This is a genomic window from Streptomyces sp. NPDC024555, from assembly GCF_055559335.1.
Genome location: NZ_JBVHKV010000005.1, coordinates 57,879 through 74,184, shown reverse-complemented (window position 1 = coordinate 74,184; position 16,306 = coordinate 57,879). Strand labels below are relative to the sequence as shown.

Genomic DNA, 16,306 nt, shown 5'->3' with positions numbered 1-16,306 from the left:
GGGATGATCGTTCTGACGTCACCCGCGAGGAGGACTACCGTCGGGAGGAGGACACCCGGGCTGCTCCCGTACTACCAAAGCAGTACGTGAAATCGCCGTCTCAGGGACGACGACGCGGAGGCTTTGAAGGGAGATCGTGGTGTACATGAGTTCCCTCGCGCTGTCCGTGCTGCTGTCACTGGTCTCCGCGGTCGCCTACGCGGCCGGGGCGATCGTCCAGGAGCGCGTGGCGGCGGCCACGGAGGACGGCGGTTCCCTCACCCCGCTGCGCAACCGCGTCTGGTGGGCGGCGGTGGTGCTGAACGGTCTGGGCGCGCTGCTGCACGTGGTGGCGCTGGCGTACGGGCCGCTCAGCCTCGTCCAGCCGCTCGGCGCGCTGACCATAGTCTTCGCCCTGCCGATGGCGGCCGTGTTCGTGCGCCGCAGGGCCGGGGCGACCGCCTGGCGCGGCGCGGTCATGGCGACCGCGGGTCTGGCCGGACTGCTGGCCCTGACCGGGAGTTCGGACGCGCACGCGCTCGGCGGTCCGCAGCAGCTGATGCTCGCCGTGGTGACGTTCGGCGCGGTGGCGGCGCTGATGCTGCTCTCGCGGGTCATGCGGCGGCCGGTGGTGCGCAGCGTGGTCCTGGCCGGTGCGGCGGGCGTCGCCTTCGGGATCGCCTCGGTGTTCACCAAGACCGTGGCGATGCGGTGGACGTCCGGTCAGGTCGGCGAGGGGCTGCCGTCGCTGCTGGTGATCGGGGCGCTCGCGGGGGCGGGGCTGCTGCTGTCCCAGGCCGCGTACCGGGGTGCCGGGCTGACGGCTCCGCTGGCCACCGTGACCGTGGTCAATCCGGTGGTGGCGGCGGCGGTCGGGCTCACGCTGTTCGGTGAGCAGTTCCGGCACGGCACGGCGGGGACCCTGCTCGCCCTGGTGTGCGGGGCGGTCGCGGCGGGCGGTCTGATCATGCTCACCACCGAACGGATGAGCGCGGAGCGCGGTGCGGACGCGTCGGCGGACTCCGCCGACCCGGGATCCGCCTCCTCCTCCACGCTCGCCCCCGCCCGCGCGGAGGGCCAGGATTTCGCCGGGCCCGCCGGCGCGCCGGCCCCGGTGGGCACACCGTCCGGCCGGCCGGACGGACCGCCGACGGCGGACGGGCCGGTCTCCCCGGCCGCGGTGCCCCTGCCCGCGCCCCAGAACCCGAAGCGCCCCTCGGTGGTGCTGGAGGCGATCCCGGCACCGCCGCTGCACCACCGGCTGTACCGGGTGGAGTTCGGACCGGAGCCGCGTCCGGGCGGCGGCGGGCGCAAGGGCGCCGAGCCCGTGGGCTCCGCCGCCGGGACCGGTGACCGGCCCGGCGTTCAGACGCTGACGCCGCCCGCCCTGAGGTAGGCCAGCGGGTCGATGTCGGAGCCGTAGCCGGGGCCCGTGCGGATCTCGAAGTGCAGGTGCGGTCCGGTGACGTTGCCGGTCGAACCGGAGCGGGCGATGCGCTGTCCGCCGCCGACGTGCTGGCCGGAGCGGACCAGCAGCGAGGAGAGGTGGGCGTACTGGCTGTACTTGCCGTCGCCGTGCCGGATGACGACCTGGTAGCCGTACGCCCCGCCCCAGCCCGCCGAGACGACCGTGCCGGGCGCCACGGACTTCACCGAGGTGCCGGTGGGCACCGGGAAGTCGACACCCGTGTGGTAGCCGCTCGCCCAGGAACCGGACTGGTGGTACGGGGTGCCGGTGCGGGCGGCGACGGGGGCGGTGAGCCCGGTGTGCTTCTGTGTCCGCTGCGGCTTGTGGGTCTCGGCCTTCTTGGGCTTGGCCGGGTGCGTCTGCCGGGGCTTCGCGGCGGGCGCGGGGTGCGTCCGCTTCTGGGTGGCGGCCGTCCCCGGCCGGGCCTGCTGGGTGTGCTCGGGCTGTGCGGCCTTGGGCGCGGCGGGGTGGGCCGCCTCGGGCGCCGCCTTCGACGCCGCGCGCTTCTGGCCGGCGGACGCGTCCTTGGAGTGGTCCGGGGAGGTGGCGCTCTTCTTCGCCGGCGTGGAGGAGACCGTCCGTGCCGCGCCCCCGATGCTGAGGCGCTGCCCCGGGAAGATCAGGTCCGGGTCGTCGCCGACGACGGAGCGGTTGTCCGCGTAGAGCCGCTGCCAGCCGCCCGTGACATGGCGCTCGGCGGCGATCCCGGAGAGCGAGTCGCCGCGCGCCACGGTGTACGAGTCGCGCACACCGGGCACGGTCGTCGGGGTCGCGGCGGGGGTGGCGGCCTTGGGGGCCGCGGACGCCCGGGTGGCGGGCTTCGCCTTCGTCACCGGGGACGTGTGCTCGGTCTGCGGGCTGATGTCGGGGGCGTCCCCGCCCCGGGACAGGCCCGCCTTCCCCGAGCAGACCGGCCAGGCGCCCGGTCCCTGGCCCCCGAGGACCTTCTCGGCGATGGCTATCTGCTGGTCCCGGGTGGCCAGGTCGGCGCGCGGCGCGTAGACCGTCCCGCCGTACGCGGCCCACGTCGACCGGGTGAACTGGAGCCCGCCGAAGTACCCGTTGCCGGTGTTGATGTGCCAGTTGCCGCTCGACTCGCACGCGGCGACCTTCTCCCAGACGTCCGCCGACGCCGCGCCCGCGGAGGCGGCGGTGATCAGCGGGAGGGCGATGCCCGCACCGCCCGCCGTCACCGTCAGCGAGACACGGTTGACGCGGCTCGGCTGGTACTTGCGGTGCCGTCCGTTCGCGGCCATGTTTTGGCTCCCCCACTGGCTGTAGGACACGTCGCAAGCGGTCAACTTATGTGCAGACAACGGGTGATGACAAGGGCACAGCGAGTTCCGGCCAAGGGTCCGAAAGAGGGGCGTACGGGGCGTCAGCGGAGCGCGAAGGTGGTGGACGGGGCGGTTCCCACGGAGCGCGCGGAGGCGCCCGGGGCCTGTCCGGTCACCCGGGCGGTGAGGGTGAGCAGGCGGACGCCGCCGTCCAGCGTGCGGGCGCCGGCGAAGCGGAGCCGGATCGGACGCACGGCGCCCGCGGGCAGCTCTCCGACCGCCAGGGTGAGGGTGTCGCCGCCGAGGGAGCCGTCGTCCGGCGGGGTCACGTCCTTCCACCGGCCGTCGTCGTACCACTGGACGCGCAGTTCCGCCGTCACCCGGCGGTTGTCCGAGCCCGGACCGCAGGTGCCGGAGGACTGCGGACCGTCGAGCCCGGTCACGCAGGCGCGGAATTCGGCCAGGGCCGTGGCCTGCGGATAGGCGGTGCGCGAAAGGTTGGTGGCGGTGTAGCGCACCTCGGTCCAGGTCCCGCGGTCCAGCGGGGCCGGTTCGTCGAGCCGGGCGCGGTCGAGCGACAGCGCCATCGGATGTACGCCGCCGTGGGCACGGACGAGCGTGCGGTTGCCGTCGGACACGCTGATGTCCAGCGGGAGCGCGTCCCCCTCCAGCCGGGGTCCCGCGTGCGGGGTGAGACCCAGGAAGGCGGTCGCCCCTCCGCTGGGGAGGCTCATCCGGAACGTGCCGGAGGCACCGTTCCCGTCCTCGGTGAGCGGCAGGTCCGTCCAGCCGTGGCCCGACTTCTCCTCCACGTCCGGCAGGGCGCCTCCGGAATGGCCGGATCCGATGTGCACCCGTACGACGACGTCCGGCCGGGCGGTGTCCCCGTTGGAGAGGTGCAGCATCATGCCGAGCCAGTCCGTGTAGGGGGCCATCTCCTCCAGCTTCAGCGAGACGGCCGCGGAGGGCGACGGACCCGGTTCCGGACCGGCTCCCCCGCCTCCGCCGCACGCCGCGACCAGGGCGAGCAGGGCGCATACGGCCGTACCGCGCAGCCGTCTCGTACGTCCACCGGACATCGTGCACCCTCCCCCGGGACCGAAGACCGCAGGCATCCTACGCGCTGCCCCGAGGTTCCCGACGGGCGTACGACGTCGGCCGGGGCCTGCGGAACGGCACCCGGGCCCCGCCGTCGCGGGGCCGGCGGGGTCTTGGCGACCCGGCCGGGACCCGCCCGCTCCGCGTCCGCCGTGACGGTCCGGATGCCCCGGGCCCCCATTGACACGGTCGGCGTCGGCCAGCGACGCTGGGCGCGATATCCCGGGAGAGCGCTCTCCGACTGTGTGGGAGCGCGGTGCGCGAAGGAGCACGGCCGCCATGACGGACGAAGAGATCGATGCGTTGCTCGACAAGCTCGACACGGCGGGAAGGGTGCGGCTGCTGACCGGGGCGAGCACCTGGCGCACCCACGGCGAGCCGGCGCTCGGGCTGCGGCAGCTCACCCTCTCCGACGGGCCGGCCGGGGTGCGCGGCGAGACCTGGGACGAACGCGAGACCTCGCTCGTCCTGCCCTCCCCCACGGCACTCGCCGCCTCCTGGGACGAGCGGCTGCAGACCGAACTCGGCGCCCTGCTCGCCTCGGAGGCCCGCCGCAAGGGCGTCGACGTACTCCTCGCCCCCACCCTCAATCTGCACCGCTCCCCGCTGGGCGGACGGCACTTCGAGTGCTTCTCCGAGGACCCGCTGCTCACCGGGCGGACCGGTGCCGCGCTCATCAGGGGCATCCAGTCGGGCGGAGTGGCGGCCACCGCCAAGCACTTCGTGGGCAACGACGCGGAGACGGACCGGCTGACCGTCGACGTCCGCATGGACGAACGGACCCTGCGCGAGGTCTATCTCGCCCCGTTCGAGGACGCCGTGGAGGCCGGGGTGTGGGCGGTGATGTCCGCGTACAACCGGGTGGACGGCGTCACGATGTCCGCCTCCCCCCTGCTGGAGAGCCCGCTGAAGGACGCCTGGGGCTTCGACGGGGCGGTCGTCTCCGACTGGGGCGGGGTGCGCACCCTGCTGGACTCCGCGCGCTCCGGCCAGGACCTGGCGATGCCGGGCCCGCAGGGGCCGTGGGCGGAGGGGCTGCTGGACGCGGTGGAACGGGGGCTGGTGTCCGCCGGCACGATCGACGACAAGGTGCGCCGGCTGCTGCGGCTGGCCGGGCGGGTGGACGCGCTGGGACCGGCCCGCCCCGCCCGGCGGCCGGCCCCCGCCCCCGACGCCGGCCGCGCCCTGCTGCGCCGCGCCGTCTCCGCCGGTGCGGTGCTGCTGCGCAACGACGCCGCCCTGCTGCCGCTCGACCCGGCGGCCCTGCGCTCGGTCGCCGTGATCGGGCCGCACGCCACGGCCGTGCGCGTCCAGGGCGGCGGCAGCGCCGAGGTGTTCCCCGAGAGCGTGGTCACCCCGCTGGCCGGGATCGAGAAGGCGCTGGACGGGGCGGCCGCCGTGTCCTACCGGCCGGGACTGCCGCCGTCGCCGCGCCCGGTCCCGCTCGGCCGCGACCGGTCCCGCGATCCGCGCACCGGCGAACCCGGCGTGCTCGTCCGCCTGCTGGACGCGGGGGGCCGCGAACTGCACGCCGAGCACCGGCTGTCCGGGCGGATCGTGGAACCGTCGGTCCCGGCCGGCGCGGCCGCCCTGGTGGAGATCCGGGCCCTGTTCCGGCCGGGCGCGAGCGGGGAGTGGACCTGGGCGGTGGGCGGCTGGGGCGATCTCTCGCTCTCGGTGGACGGGCACGAGGTGCTGAACGGCACGTTCCCCGTGGACAGCGACGACCCGACCCGGGTCCACGTCGCCCCGCCCCTGCGCACCGGCCGCGCCGCGCTGGTGGCGGACCGGGAGGTGGAGGTGGTGGCCCGGCGCTCGCTCACCCCGGGCTCCGGCGTGGCGACGGTCCTCGCCGCCGCACCGCCCCCGGCCGATCCCGAACGCGCGCTGGCCGAGGCGGTGTCGGCGGCCCGGGTGGCCGATGTCGCCGTGGTGGTCGTCGGAACGACGGAGCAGAGCGAGTCGGAGGGGCACGACCGTACGGATCTGGCCCTGCCGGACGGCCAGGACGCGCTGGTCGGGGCCGTGGCCCGCGCCAATCCGCGCACGGTCGTGGTCGTCAACTCCGGGGGTCCGGTCGCCCTGCCCTGGCACACGCGGGTGCCCGCGCTGCTGCTCGCCTGGTTCCCCGGGCAGGAGGCCGGTGACGGTCTGGCGGACGTGCTGTTCGGCCGGGCCGAGCCGGGCGGCCGGCTGCCCACGACCTGGGCCGCCGCGCAGCGCGACGTCCCCGTCCTCACCACCGCGCCGGGCCCGGACGGGACGCTGCGCTACGAGGAGGGCCCGCACATCGGCCACCGGGCCTGGCTGCGCTCCGGCGCCGCGCCGGCGTACTGGTTCGGCCACGGCCTCGGGTACACCGACTGGGAGTACCAGGAGCTGACCGCCCCCGCGTCCGTGGCGCCCGGGGAGTCCTTCGACGTCCACGTCCGGGTGCGCAACACCGGGCGGCGGCGCGGTCGCGAGGTGGTGCAGGTGTATCTGGCGCGGAAGGAGTCGGCCGTGGAGCGGCCGGTGCGCCGTCTCGTGGGATACGCGGCGGTGGAGGCCGATCCCGGCGGGAGCGCCGTCGCGGTGGTCCGGCTGGGCGGGCGCGCCCTGGCCCACTGGTCGCCCGAGCGGGGCGGCTGGGAGACGGAGCCGGGCGGGTTCACGCTGCTCGCGGGGCGTTCGGCGGGCGATCTGCCGCTTGCCGCCGGGCTCGTGGCCCAGGCGCCGCGGGACTCGGCGGGGAAAGGATCCGGTAACGGTTCGGAGCACGATGGAGAGCGCTCTCCGCTGATGCTATAAATGCGCTCATGACGGATGACCCGCGACCGGCCGGCACACCCACTCTCGAAGACGTGGCGAGGGCGGCCGGGGTCTCCCGCGCCACCGTCTCCCGGGTGATCAACGGCGTACGCAATGTGGACCCGGTGATCCAGGAGGCGGTGCGCCGGGCGGTCTCCGAGACCGGTTACGCGCCCAACCGGGCCGCGCGTTCCCTGGTGACGCGCCGCACCGACGCCATCGCGCTGGTGGTGTCGGGGGCGGGCGTGGAGTCCGAGCCGGTCGAGGGGGCGGACGGGACGGAGACGGACGACGGGGCGTCGTTCACCGCCCAGGTCTTCGCCGACCCGTTCTTCGGGCGGGTGGTGACCGGGGTGGTCAACTATCTGCGGCCGCGCGGGATGCATCCGGTGCTGATGTTCGCGGAGACCTCCCGGGCGCGCGAGGACGTGGTGTCGTTCCTGCGGCAGGGCAGCGCGGACGGCGCGCTGGTGGTGTCGACGCACGCGGAGGACCCGCTGCCGGGGCTGCTCACCGACGCCGGGCTCCCTGCGGTGCTGTACGCGCGCCCGGCCCGGCCGGTCCGGATCAGCTATGTCGATCTGGCCCACCAGGACGGTGCCCGGCTGGCCGCGGAGCATCTGCTGGCCCGGGGCTGCCGCCGGGTGGCGACGATCGCGGGTCCGCTGAACGTGCCCGCAGGCCAGGAGCGGCTGACCGGCTTCCGCGAGGCGATGACGCGGCACGGCCATGCGTACACCCCGATCGCGGAGGGGCAGTTCACCCAGGAGAGCGGCGAGGCGGCCATGGAACGGCTGCTGGCCGAGCACCCGGATCTCGACGGGGTGTTCGCGGCCAACGATCTGATGGCCGTGGGCGCGTGCCATGTGCTGCGGGAGCACGGCAAGCGGGTGCCCGAGGACGTGGCCGTGATCGGATTCGACGACAGCAGCGCGGCGTCCGCGTGCCGGCCACCGCTGACGACGGTCCGTCAGCCGGTGGAGGCCATGGCGGCCGAGATGGCCCGGCTGCTGATCGAACGCCTGGGCAAGCCGGACGGCGCCGCGACCTCGGTGGTCTTCGAACCGGCCCTGGTGGTCCGGGACTCGGCGTAGAGAAGGTCCGACACGGCCCTGGGGTGGCCTGCCCGTCGGCGTCGCGGCCCCGTCCGTGACCGGCCGGACACGGGCCGGGGCCCTCTTTTCGATCATGCCTCCCACGGGGTGTTGTGCCGGGCGGTGGGCACCGTAAAGGATCGGACGGTCGTGGTGCGTGGTGATCGGGGGCCCTGGTGAGCATGACCGAACGGATTCTTCCCCTCGCGGGTGTCGGCCTGGGGGCGCTCCTGTCGTTCCTGGTGACCAGCCTGAACGAGCGGACCCGGTGGCGCAGGCAGCAGTCCGTCCGGTGGGACGAACGGCGGCTGACGGCCTATGCCGAGTACGCCCACGCGGTGAAGGAGCTGGCGGCCCGGTACCACGGGGTCGCCGCCGCCCGGGGGCTGGTGTCCGGCCCGGTGGAGCTGGAGCCGACTCCGGAGGTGCTGGCCGAACTCGGCGAGCTGGAGGCCCGCCGGTCGGCCCTGTCGGAGACGCTCGGGCTGCTCGGCGACACGGAGGCGAACACCGCCTCGAAGACCGTGGACCACTGCCTGTGGCGGCTGGAGTGCCTGGCCCGGGGCGTGCCGATGGAGGGCGAGCACGACTGGGACGAGGCCTTCCAGGACTTCCGCGCCGCACGCAGCCGTTACGTGGAGCACGCGCGGGCGAGCCTCGGGGTGCCGGGAGCCGTGGCCCGGGACGTGCCCTGGTCCGCGGAGTGGCGCCCGGCGCCGAGGACCTCGTCCTGATCCGCGACGCCCCGCCTCAGGACCCGCCCCCGGGCCGCCACGGGCCGGAGCCCGGGCGGGCGATGCCCGGCCCGCCCCGGTCGCGGCGCGCGCCTCACCCCGTCGCGTCCGACGCGGTGCGGGCGCGCTCCCTGCTCCGTACGGTGTCGGCGGCCGTGCGGAACCCGGGGGTCGGGGTGGCGGGCTGCGGTTCGGGGGCCGGGCGGCTGCCGCCCCGGGCCAGGAAGTCCGCGAGGGGCAGCGTGGCGGCGCCGACCGTCACGGCGTCGGGACCCAGGCGCCCCATCTCGATGGTGGTGCGGGCCGCCGCGTGGCGCAGCGCGTACTCCTCGGCGTAGCGGCGGATGTCGGGCAGCAGATGGGGGCCGATGAGCAGGCCGGCCCAGCCTCCGATGAGGATCCGCTCGGGCAGGAAGAGGTTGATCAGGTCGCCGAGGGCGGCCCCGAGGCATTCGGCGGTCTCGTCCAGGAGGGAGAGGGCCAGCGGATCGGGGTCCGCCCCGCCGTCCGGGTAGGCGGCGGCGAGCAGGGCCGCGAGCGCGGTCTCGTCGTCGGCGTCGGCGGGCAGCGGGCCGCCCGCCTCGTGCCAGCGCCGGCGCATGGCCTCGGCGCCCGCGTACGCCTCCAGGCAGCCGATCGAGCCGCAGCGGCAGCGCCGGCCGCGCAGCTGCACGGTGGTGTGGCCCCATTCGAGGGCCATGCTGTCGCGGTCGTCGTCGAGCAGTTCGCCTCGGTTGACGCAGGCGTTGACGCCGGAGCCGATGAGGGCGATGGCCGAGGCGCCCGCGCCGCGTCCGCCGCCGAACCACATCTCCGCCTGGCCGAGCGTCTTGGCGCCGTTGTCGATGAAGAAGGGCACCTCGGCGGGGACCTTGACGGCGTCGCGGAGCAGCCGTTCGAAGGGGACGGCGCTCCAGTCGATGGTCTGGCCGTGGACGACCGAGCCGACGTCGCCGATCGCTCCGTCGGGGGCGTCGCGCTCGATGATGCCCGGGACGCCGATGCCGATGCCGAGCAGTGAGCGCGGGTCGGCCCCCGCGTCGCGCAGGACGTCGGAGACGCCGCTGCGGACATGGCCGACGATGCGGTCGACGTCGTAGCCGTGCTGGGCCAGCAGGCGTTCGGTACGGGCCAGCTCGGTGAGCGCGAGGTCGAACAGCTCGACCCTGATCCGGGTCTCGCCGATGTCGATGCCGACGAGGAGCCCCCCGCCGGGGGCGACCCGCAGCAGCGTGCGGGGGCGGCCGCCGTCGGAGTCGACGACGCCGGCCTCCTCCAGCAGGCCCTCCGCGACGAGTTCCGCAACAACGTTGCTGATGGAACCCGAGCTCAGCCCGGTGGCGGGACCCAGCTCCTGGCGGCTCAGCGGGCCGTCGAAATACAACCGTTGCAAAACCCGGGCCCGATTGCCCCGTCGCAGGTCACGCACGGTCCGTCTGTTGCGCTCAGCCATGTGGCTCCTTCCCTTCCCGCAACATACCGCGACCGCGGGACTTGACGCGACCTTCTCTCACCTCTTAAATCACGTCATAAATTAAGCCCTGAAGGTCGTTCGGTTCCCGGACACGGCCTTCCTCCCCGGAAAGGGGCCATCCCGTATGCGCACCATCAGAGCCGCGGCAGCCGCCACCCTCGCCGTCTCCATCGCCGCCGGAGTCACCGGCTGCGGCGGGGGCACGTCCTCGGGCGGCAGCAACGATTCGCCCAAGACCCTCACCTACTGGGCGTCCAACCAGGGCCCCAGCATCGAGGCCGACAAGAAGATCCTGACCCCCGAGCTGAAGAAGTTCGAGGAGCAGACCGGCATCAAGGTCAAGCTGGAGGTCGTGCCCTGGGCCGACCTGCTCAACCGGATCCTCGCGGCGACCACGTCCGGTCAGGGCCCGGACGTCCTCAACATCGGCAACACCTGGTCCGCCTCGCTCCAGGCGACCGGCGCGCTGCTCCCGTGGAGCAAGGAGAACTTCGACGCGATCGGCGGCCGGGACCGCTTCGTCGACTCCGCGGTGGCCTCGGCCGGCGCCGAGGGCAAGGACCCGTCCGCGGTGCCGCTGTACTCCCTGGCGTACGCCCTGTACTACAACAAGAAGAGCTTCGCCGAGGCCGGCATCACCAAGCCGCCGGCCACCTGGGACGAGCTGGTCGAGGACGGCAAGAAGCTGTCCAAGGACGGCAAGTGGGGCCTGGGCGCGGAGGGCTCGAACCTCTCCAACAACATCCACCAGACCTTCGTCCTGGGCCAGCAGCACGGCGCGGACTTCTTCGACGCCGAGGGCAAGCCGACCTTCACCTCCGACGGCGCCGTCGCGGCCGTGAAGCAGTACATCGACTTCATGGCCAAGGACAAGATCATCGCGCCCGGCAACGCCGAGTACGCCCAGAACCAGTCCCTGACGGACTTCGCCAAGGGCAAGACCGCGATGGTGCTGTGGCAGGCCGCCGCCTCGACCTTCGCCTCCCAGGGCATGAAGCCCGAGGACTGGGGCGCGGCCCCCGTGCCCGTCGCCTCCGGCACCCCCGGCCAGGGCAAGAACGTGAACTCTATGGTCGCCGGCATCAACATGGCGGTCTTCAAGAACACCAAGAACCTCGACGGCGCCAAGAAGTTCGTGAAGTTCATGACGAGCGACGCCGAGCAGAAGCTCCTCAACAAGACCTACGGGTCCATCCCGCCGGTCAAGACCGCCCAGGCCGACGCCGCGTTCTCCGCGCCCGACCTGGCGGTGCTGCGCGACACCCTGGCCAAGAGCGCCGCGCCGCTGCCGCAGGTGCCCAACGAGTCGCAGTTCGAGACCGCCGTCGGCACGGCCGTCAAGGAACTGTGGGCCGATGCCGCGGCCGGACGCCCCGTGACCACCGAATCCGTCAAGGCGCGCCTCGAAAAGGCCCAGCAGACGATGCAGCAGTAAGGCAGCTTCATGACCGCCACCGTGACCACCGACCACCCGAAGCGGACGTCGGGCGGGGTGACGAGCCGGGGCACCGGGGGTGCGCGCAGGAGACTGCCGCGCATCCCCGACCGGATCCGCCAGGGCGGACTGCCCTATCTCCTGCTCCTGCCGGCCGTCCTGCTCGAACTCCTCGTCCATGTGATCCCGATGATCATCGGGATCGTGATGAGCTTCCGCCAGCTCACGCAGTTCTACATCAACAACTGGGGCGGGGCGCCCTGGAGCGGCTTCGACAACTTCAAGGTCGCCGTCGACATCAACGCCCCGATCGGCGAGGCACTGCTGCACTCGTTCTTCGTGACCTGTGTCTTCACCTTCTTCGCCGTCGGCCTGGCGTGGCTGTTCGGTGTCGCGGCGGCGATCATGCTCCAGGAGAACTTCCGCGGCCGCGGCATCCTGCGGGCGATCTTCCTGGTCCCGTACGCACTGCCCGTCTACGCGGCCGTGATCACCTGGGCGTTCATGTTCCAGCGGGACAACGGGCTGATCAACCACGTGATCCACGACCAGCTCGGGCTCACCGACCAGCCGTCGTTCTGGCTGATCGGGGACAACAGCATCTACGCGCTGATCATCGTCTCGGTCTGGAAGGGCTGGCCGTTCGCCTTCCTCATCGTGATGGCCGGCCTCCAGAACATCCCGCGCGAACTGTACGAGGCCGCCTCGATCGACGGTGCCGGCATCTGGCAGCAGATCCGCAAGATCACACTGCCCTCGCTCCGCCCGGTCAACCAGGTCCTGGTCCTCGTCCTGTTCCTGTGGACGTTCAACGACTTCAACACCCCGTACGTGCTGTTCGGGAAGGCGGCGCCGGAGAACGCGGACCTCATCTCGATCCACATCTACCAGTCGTCGTTCGTCACCTGGAACTTCGGCACCGGATCCGCGATGTCCGTCCTCCTGCTGCTGTTCCTGCTGCTCGTGACGGCCGTCTACCTGTTCGTCACCTCGCGCGGAAGGAAGGGTTCCCATGCCTAGCCACGCCCAGCCGGCCGCGCTGCCGGCCCAGCGGGGAACGCGCTCGCGCCCCCGTTCCCGCACCCGTTCGCCGATGGCCGCGCCGCAGTCCTTCCTGTGGACCCGCCGCGTCATCCTGACGTTCCTGGCGCTCTTCGCCCTGCTGCCCGTCTACGTCATGATCAGCAGCTCGCTCAAGCCGCTCCAGGACGTGTCCGGGAAGTTCCACTGGATCCCGTCCGGGCTGACCGTCAAGCCGTACTTCGACATCTGGAAGACCGTCCCGCTCGCCCGCTACTTCGTCAACTCGCTGATCGTGGCGGGCACGGCGACGGTCCTCTCGGTGATCATCGCGGTGTTCTCCGCGTACGCCGTGAGCCGCTACAAGTTCCGCGGCAAGCGCGTCTTCACCGTCACGGTGCTGTCCACCCAGATGTTCCCGGGCATCCTCTTCCTGCTGCCGCTGTTCCTCATCTTCGTCAACATCGGGAACAGCACCGGGATCGCCCTGTACGGCTCGCGCGGCGGCCTGATCCTCACGTATCTGACCTTCTCGCTGCCGTTCTCCATCTGGATGCTCATCGGCTACTTCGACTCGATCCCGAGGGATCTGGACGAGGCGGCGCTGGTCGACGGATGCGGGCCGCTCGGCGCCCTGTTCCGGGTCGTCGTCCCGGCCGCGGTGCCCGGCATCGTCGCCGTCGCGGTGTACGCGTTCATGACGGCGTGGGGCGAGGTCCTGTTCGCCTCCGTCATGACCAACGACACCACCCGCACGCTCGCCGTCGGGCTCCAGGGCTACGCCACGCAGAACGACGTGTACTGGAACCAGGTCATGGCCGCCTCGCTCGTCGTCAGCGTGCCGATCGTCGCCGGGTTCCTGCTGCTCCAGCGCTACCTGGTGGCCGGGCTCACCGCGGGAGCCGTCAAGTGACCGCAACGGAAAGGAATCCGGTGAACGACCTCAGCGCCCTCCCGGCCGGCTTCACCTGGGGCGTCGCCACGGCCGCGTACCAGATCGAGGGAGCCGTGGCCGAGGACGGCCGCGCCCCCTCCATCTGGGACACCTTCTCCCACACCCCGGGGAAGGTGGCCGGCGGCGACACCGGCGACGTGGCCTGCGACCACTACCACCGGGTGCCGGAGGACATCGCCCTGATCAAGGAGGTCGGGGCGGGCGCCTACCGCTTCTCGGTCGCCTGGCCGCGCGTCGTCCCGGGCGGCGACGGCCCCGTCAACGAGGCCGGTCTCGACTTCTACGACCGTCTCGTCGACGGTCTCCTGGAGTCCGGGATCACCCCCTTCGCCACCCTCTACCACTGGGACCTCCCCCAGGCCCTCCAGGACCGGGGCGGCTGGACCGTACGCGAGACCGCGGAGCACTTCGCCGCGTACGCCTCGGTCGTCGTCGACCGCCTCGGCGACCGGGTCAAGGACTGGGCGACCCTCAACGAGCCGCTGTGCTCGGCGTGGATCGGCCACCTCGAAGGCACCATGGCCCCGGGTCTCACCGATCTGACCGCCGCGGTCCGGGCCTCCTACCATCTGCACCTGGGCCACGGATTGGCCGTCCGCGCCATCCGCACCGCGTCCCCGGACGCGCGGGTCGGCATCGTCAACAACCTCAGCCCGGTGGAACCGGCCACCGACCGCGAGGCGGACCGCGCGGCCGCGGTCCGCGGCGACGGCCACACCAACCGCTGGTGGCTCGACCCGATCCTCGGCCGCGGCTACCCGCAGGACATGCTCGATCTGTACGGAGTCGAACTCCCCGTCCAGGACGGCGACATGGAGCTGATCTCCGCACCGCTGGACTGGCTCGGCGTGAACTACTACTTCCGCCAGGTCGTCACCGCCGACCCGGCCGGGCCCGTCCCGCACGCCAAGCAGGTCTACCTCCCCGGCTCCCGCCACACCCACATGGACTGGGAGGTGCACGCCCAGGGCCTGGAGGAACTGCTGCTGCGCCTGACCGAGGAGTACGGCGTCCAGCGCCTCTACGTCACCGAGAACGGCTCCGCCTACCAGGACGTCGTCCTCCCCGACGGCTCCGTCCACGACCCCGAGCGCACGCGCTACCTGGAGGAGCACCTCTCCGCCTGCGCCCGCGCCGTCCGCAAGGGCGCCCCGCTGGCCGGCTACTTCGCCTGGTCCCTCCTCGACAACTTCGAATGGGCCTACGGCTACGACAAGCGGTTCGGGCTCGTCCACGTCGACTACGCCACCCAGCGCCGCACGGTGAAGACCAGCGGCCGACGCTACGCCGAACTGATCCAGGAGACCCGCGCCCACCGCAACCGCAGAGCCTCCTGACCCCTCCCCGCGAGGGCCCCCACCACCCCCGGCCGCGACGGATCACCGCCGCCGCCGGGGGTTTCGGGGTTCCGGAAGTCCCGGGCAACGGACTCATAGTCCGTCGCCCCGGGGTTCCGCCTCCGTCGGAGCGGTCCCCACGTCCGTCACCCCGGCGCTTGTCCCCGCCCCGCGTCAGCCCCCCTCCACATCGGCCTCCGGCTCATCGCCCGCCCCGTGCCGGGCCTGGAGGCGTGCCACCCGTTCGTCCGACGCGATCCTGAGCCGTTCCGTCTCCGCGTCGAGGGTGTCCTTGCGGCGCTGGGTCGTCGCCTCCAGTTTCGCTCGGGCCACGGAGGCGGCGGCGGTCACGGAGGCCGCCACGGCCCCGCCGGCGAGGATCTCGTTGATCAGCCCGGCTTCGGACTGCCGCGCGAGCGCCTGGGCGGCCGACTCGACGATGCCGGTGGGGCCGGTGCCGTCGGTCGTCACGACGTCGTCGGCCGGTCGGTGCGGCACACGGACGGACTTGGTCTGGAGGACGTCCTCGTCACAGGGGGCGTGCGGGCGGGGCCGGGCGTCCTCGGGCCGCCCGAACTCCGTTACCTCGTACGGAAACTCCAGCGCCTGCGCGAACGATCGGGCGATCGGCGCGGCCTGTTCGTCGAGGTGGATCACGGCGGTCAGATACCGCTGGGCGGCCACCCAGTCGGCGGCCAGGGCGCTGTCGGCGGCGGCCGTCAGGAGCCGCCGCACGGCCGTCCGTACGGGGTCGTCGGTGAGGTCGGTCGTCCGGTCCAGCGCCGTCCGGAGATCACGGGCGACGGCGTCCGCCCGATCGGTTGCGTCCATACGGACAGCTTCCCCCGGGAGGGGCGGCCGGAACAGGAGAAGGCCGGTATCCGGCCGCTCTCACTCCGGCCCGTCCGCCTCCCCCACGGCGGCCGGCCAGTGCTCCAGGAGGTAGTGCAGGGCCTCGACACCGCGCTCCCAGGACGTCTGGACGGAGCGGGCCGCGCCGAAGCCGTCCGCCGCCTCCAGGGCGGCGAATCCGTGGAAGGTGCTGCGGAGCAGGCGTACGGCGTCGGTCAGGTCGGGTTCGGTGAGTCCGTAGGCCCGGAGCATGGACGCGGTGGTGTCGAGGGTGCGGTGGTACGCGGGGGACGCGGCGACGGTCTCGGGGTCGACGCGCATCTGCGTGGCCCGGTACCGGCCGGGGCACTCCAGGGCGAAGGAGCGGTAGGCGTCGGCGAAGGCGGTCAGCGCGTCCTTGCCGGCCCGGCCGGCGACGGCCGCCTCGATGCGGTCGATGAACTCGCCCGCGGCCAGCAGGGCCACCCGGGTGCGCAGGTCCTGGAGATTCTTGACATGGGAGTAGAGGCTGGCGTCCTTGACGCCGAAGCCGCGGGCCAGGGCGGAGATGGTGACCCGGTCGAAGCCGATCGAGTCGGCGAGATCGGCCGCCGCCGCCACGACCCGGTCGGTCGTGAGCCCCGCGCGTGCCATTCCGTACCCCCACAGCCGTGCTTCCTAGACCCCTTAGCTTTGTCCCGAATATACACAGCCGGATCCGGACCGCCCGGCCGGGAACACCTTCGGCCCGCGGCGGTCACGGGGTCGCGACCGCCACGGGCCGGTGCACCGCGCCGACAGCGGGGAGTGGGAC

13 protein-coding genes are annotated in these 16,306 nt (G+C 73.0%); 8 read left to right on the top strand and 5 right to left on the bottom strand.

What is annotated here, in order from left to right; all coding sequences use genetic code 11:
- The first annotated feature begins 136 nt into the window (after positions 1-136).
- Complete coding sequence (locus ACZ4FH_RS09935) at positions 137-1,375, top strand: DMT family transporter (RefSeq protein ID WP_467303618.1); 1,239 nt, start codon at positions 137-139, stop codon at positions 1,373-1,375.
- Here the strand turns inward: ACZ4FH_RS09935 and ACZ4FH_RS09930 are convergent.
- Both ACZ4FH_RS09930 and ACZ4FH_RS09925 read right to left on the bottom strand, forming a co-directional pair.
- Positions 1,345-2,703: a transglycosylase family protein gene (locus ACZ4FH_RS09930; protein ID WP_467303617.1), complete on the bottom strand. Its 1,359-nt coding sequence runs from the start codon at positions 2,701-2,703 to the stop codon at positions 1,345-1,347. The two genes, ACZ4FH_RS09935 and ACZ4FH_RS09930, sit on opposite strands and share 31 nt — an antisense overlap.
- A gap of 122 nt (positions 2,704-2,825) precedes the next feature.
- On the bottom strand, positions 2,826-3,803 hold the full coding sequence (locus ACZ4FH_RS09925; protein ID WP_467303616.1) for a hypothetical protein: 978 nt from the start codon (positions 3,801-3,803) through the stop codon (positions 2,826-2,828).
- Between the two features lie 298 nt (positions 3,804-4,101).
- Here ACZ4FH_RS09925 and ACZ4FH_RS09920 point away from each other — a divergent pair, with 298 nt between their 5' ends.
- From ACZ4FH_RS09920 to ACZ4FH_RS09910, 3 genes are all read left to right on the top strand, one after another.
- Positions 4,102-6,612: a glycoside hydrolase family 3 C-terminal domain-containing protein gene (locus ACZ4FH_RS09920; RefSeq protein ID WP_467303615.1), complete on the top strand. Its 2,511-nt coding sequence runs from the start codon at positions 4,102-4,104 to the stop codon at positions 6,610-6,612.
- Between the two features lie 8 nt (positions 6,613-6,620).
- Complete coding sequence (locus ACZ4FH_RS09915; protein ID WP_467303613.1) at positions 6,621-7,706, top strand: LacI family DNA-binding transcriptional regulator; 1,086 nt, start codon at positions 6,621-6,623, stop codon at positions 7,704-7,706.
- A 182-nt stretch (positions 7,707-7,888) separates the two neighbouring features.
- The gene (locus ACZ4FH_RS09910; RefSeq protein WP_467303612.1) at positions 7,889-8,440 is read left to right on the top strand and encodes a hypothetical protein; all 552 of its coding nucleotides are present in this window, start codon (positions 7,889-7,891) and stop codon (positions 8,438-8,440) included.
- Positions 8,441-8,534: 94 nt separating this feature from the next.
- On the opposite strand, the gene ACZ4FH_RS09905 is transcribed toward ACZ4FH_RS09910, so the two are convergent.
- Entirely contained in the window at positions 8,535-9,893 is a 1,359-nt protein-coding gene (locus tag ACZ4FH_RS09905; RefSeq protein WP_467303611.1) for an ROK family transcriptional regulator, read from the bottom strand.
- Positions 9,894-10,038: 145 nt separating this feature from the next.
- On the opposite strand from ACZ4FH_RS09905, the gene ACZ4FH_RS09900 reads away from it, so the two are divergent.
- The 4 genes from ACZ4FH_RS09900 (at position 10,039) to ACZ4FH_RS09885 (ending at position 14,661) form a co-directional block, all read left to right on the top strand.
- On the top strand, positions 10,039-11,349 hold the full coding sequence (locus tag ACZ4FH_RS09900; protein ID WP_467303610.1) for an ABC transporter substrate-binding protein: 1,311 nt from the start codon (positions 10,039-10,041) through the stop codon (positions 11,347-11,349).
- A gap of 9 nt (positions 11,350-11,358) precedes the next feature.
- Positions 11,359-12,369, top strand: a complete 1,011-nt coding sequence (locus tag ACZ4FH_RS09895) for a carbohydrate ABC transporter permease (protein ID WP_467303609.1) — start codon at positions 11,359-11,361, stop codon at positions 12,367-12,369.
- Between the two features lie 73 nt (positions 12,370-12,442).
- A complete protein-coding gene (locus ACZ4FH_RS09890; RefSeq protein ID WP_383648035.1) occupies positions 12,443-13,282 on the top strand; it encodes a carbohydrate ABC transporter permease in 840 nt (279 codons plus the stop codon).
- A 20-nt stretch (positions 13,283-13,302) separates the two neighbouring features.
- Positions 13,303-14,661 carry a GH1 family beta-glucosidase gene (locus ACZ4FH_RS09885; protein ID WP_467303607.1) on the top strand — a complete coding sequence of 453 codons (1,359 nt, stop codon included), beginning with the start codon at positions 13,303-13,305 and terminating at the stop codon, positions 14,659-14,661.
- A gap of 174 nt (positions 14,662-14,835) precedes the next feature.
- Here ACZ4FH_RS09885 and ACZ4FH_RS09880 read toward each other — a convergent pair whose 3' ends face one another.
- Together ACZ4FH_RS09880 and ACZ4FH_RS09875 are read right to left on the bottom strand one after the other, a co-directional pair.
- A complete protein-coding gene (locus ACZ4FH_RS09880) occupies positions 14,836-15,492 on the bottom strand; it encodes a hypothetical protein (RefSeq protein WP_467303606.1) in 657 nt (218 codons plus the stop codon).
- Between the two features lie 60 nt (positions 15,493-15,552).
- Positions 15,553-16,146 (bottom strand): TetR-like C-terminal domain-containing protein, encoded by a 594-nt coding sequence (locus tag ACZ4FH_RS09875; RefSeq protein WP_467303605.1) that lies wholly within the window; start codon positions 16,144-16,146, stop codon positions 15,553-15,555.
- Between the last annotated feature and the right edge of the window lie 160 nt (positions 16,147-16,306).

What these genes read in the sequence shown, in the direction of transcription:
- ACZ4FH_RS09930 (WP_467303617.1), bottom strand. Translation starts at nt 2,703, where the DNA reads ATGGCCGCGAACGGACGGCACCGCAAGTACCAGCCGAGCCGCGTCAAC.
- ACZ4FH_RS09925 (WP_467303616.1), bottom strand. Translation starts at nt 3,803, where the DNA reads ATGTCCGGTGGACGTACGAGACGGCTGCGCGGTACGGCCGTATGCGCC.
- ACZ4FH_RS09920 (WP_467303615.1), top strand. Translation starts at nt 4,102, where the DNA reads ATGACGGACGAAGAGATCGATGCGTTGCTCGACAAGCTCGACACGGCG.
- ACZ4FH_RS09915 (WP_467303613.1), top strand. Translation starts at nt 6,621, where the DNA reads ATGACGGATGACCCGCGACCGGCCGGCACACCCACTCTCGAAGACGTG.
- ACZ4FH_RS09910 (WP_467303612.1), top strand. Translation starts at nt 7,889, where the DNA reads ATGACCGAACGGATTCTTCCCCTCGCGGGTGTCGGCCTGGGGGCGCTC.
- ACZ4FH_RS09905 (WP_467303611.1), bottom strand. Translation starts at nt 9,893, where the DNA reads ATGGCTGAGCGCAACAGACGGACCGTGCGTGACCTGCGACGGGGCAAT.
- ACZ4FH_RS09900 (WP_467303610.1), top strand. Translation starts at nt 10,039, where the DNA reads ATGCGCACCATCAGAGCCGCGGCAGCCGCCACCCTCGCCGTCTCCATC.
- ACZ4FH_RS09895 (WP_467303609.1), top strand. Translation starts at nt 11,359, where the DNA reads ATGACCGCCACCGTGACCACCGACCACCCGAAGCGGACGTCGGGCGGG.
- ACZ4FH_RS09890 (WP_383648035.1), top strand. Translation starts at nt 12,443, where the DNA reads ATGGCCGCGCCGCAGTCCTTCCTGTGGACCCGCCGCGTCATCCTGACG.
- ACZ4FH_RS09880 (WP_467303606.1), bottom strand. Translation starts at nt 15,492, where the DNA reads ATGGACGCAACCGATCGGGCGGACGCCGTCGCCCGTGATCTCCGGACG.
- ACZ4FH_RS09875 (WP_467303605.1), bottom strand. Translation starts at nt 16,146, where the DNA reads ATGGCACGCGCGGGGCTCACGACCGACCGGGTCGTGGCGGCGGCGGCC.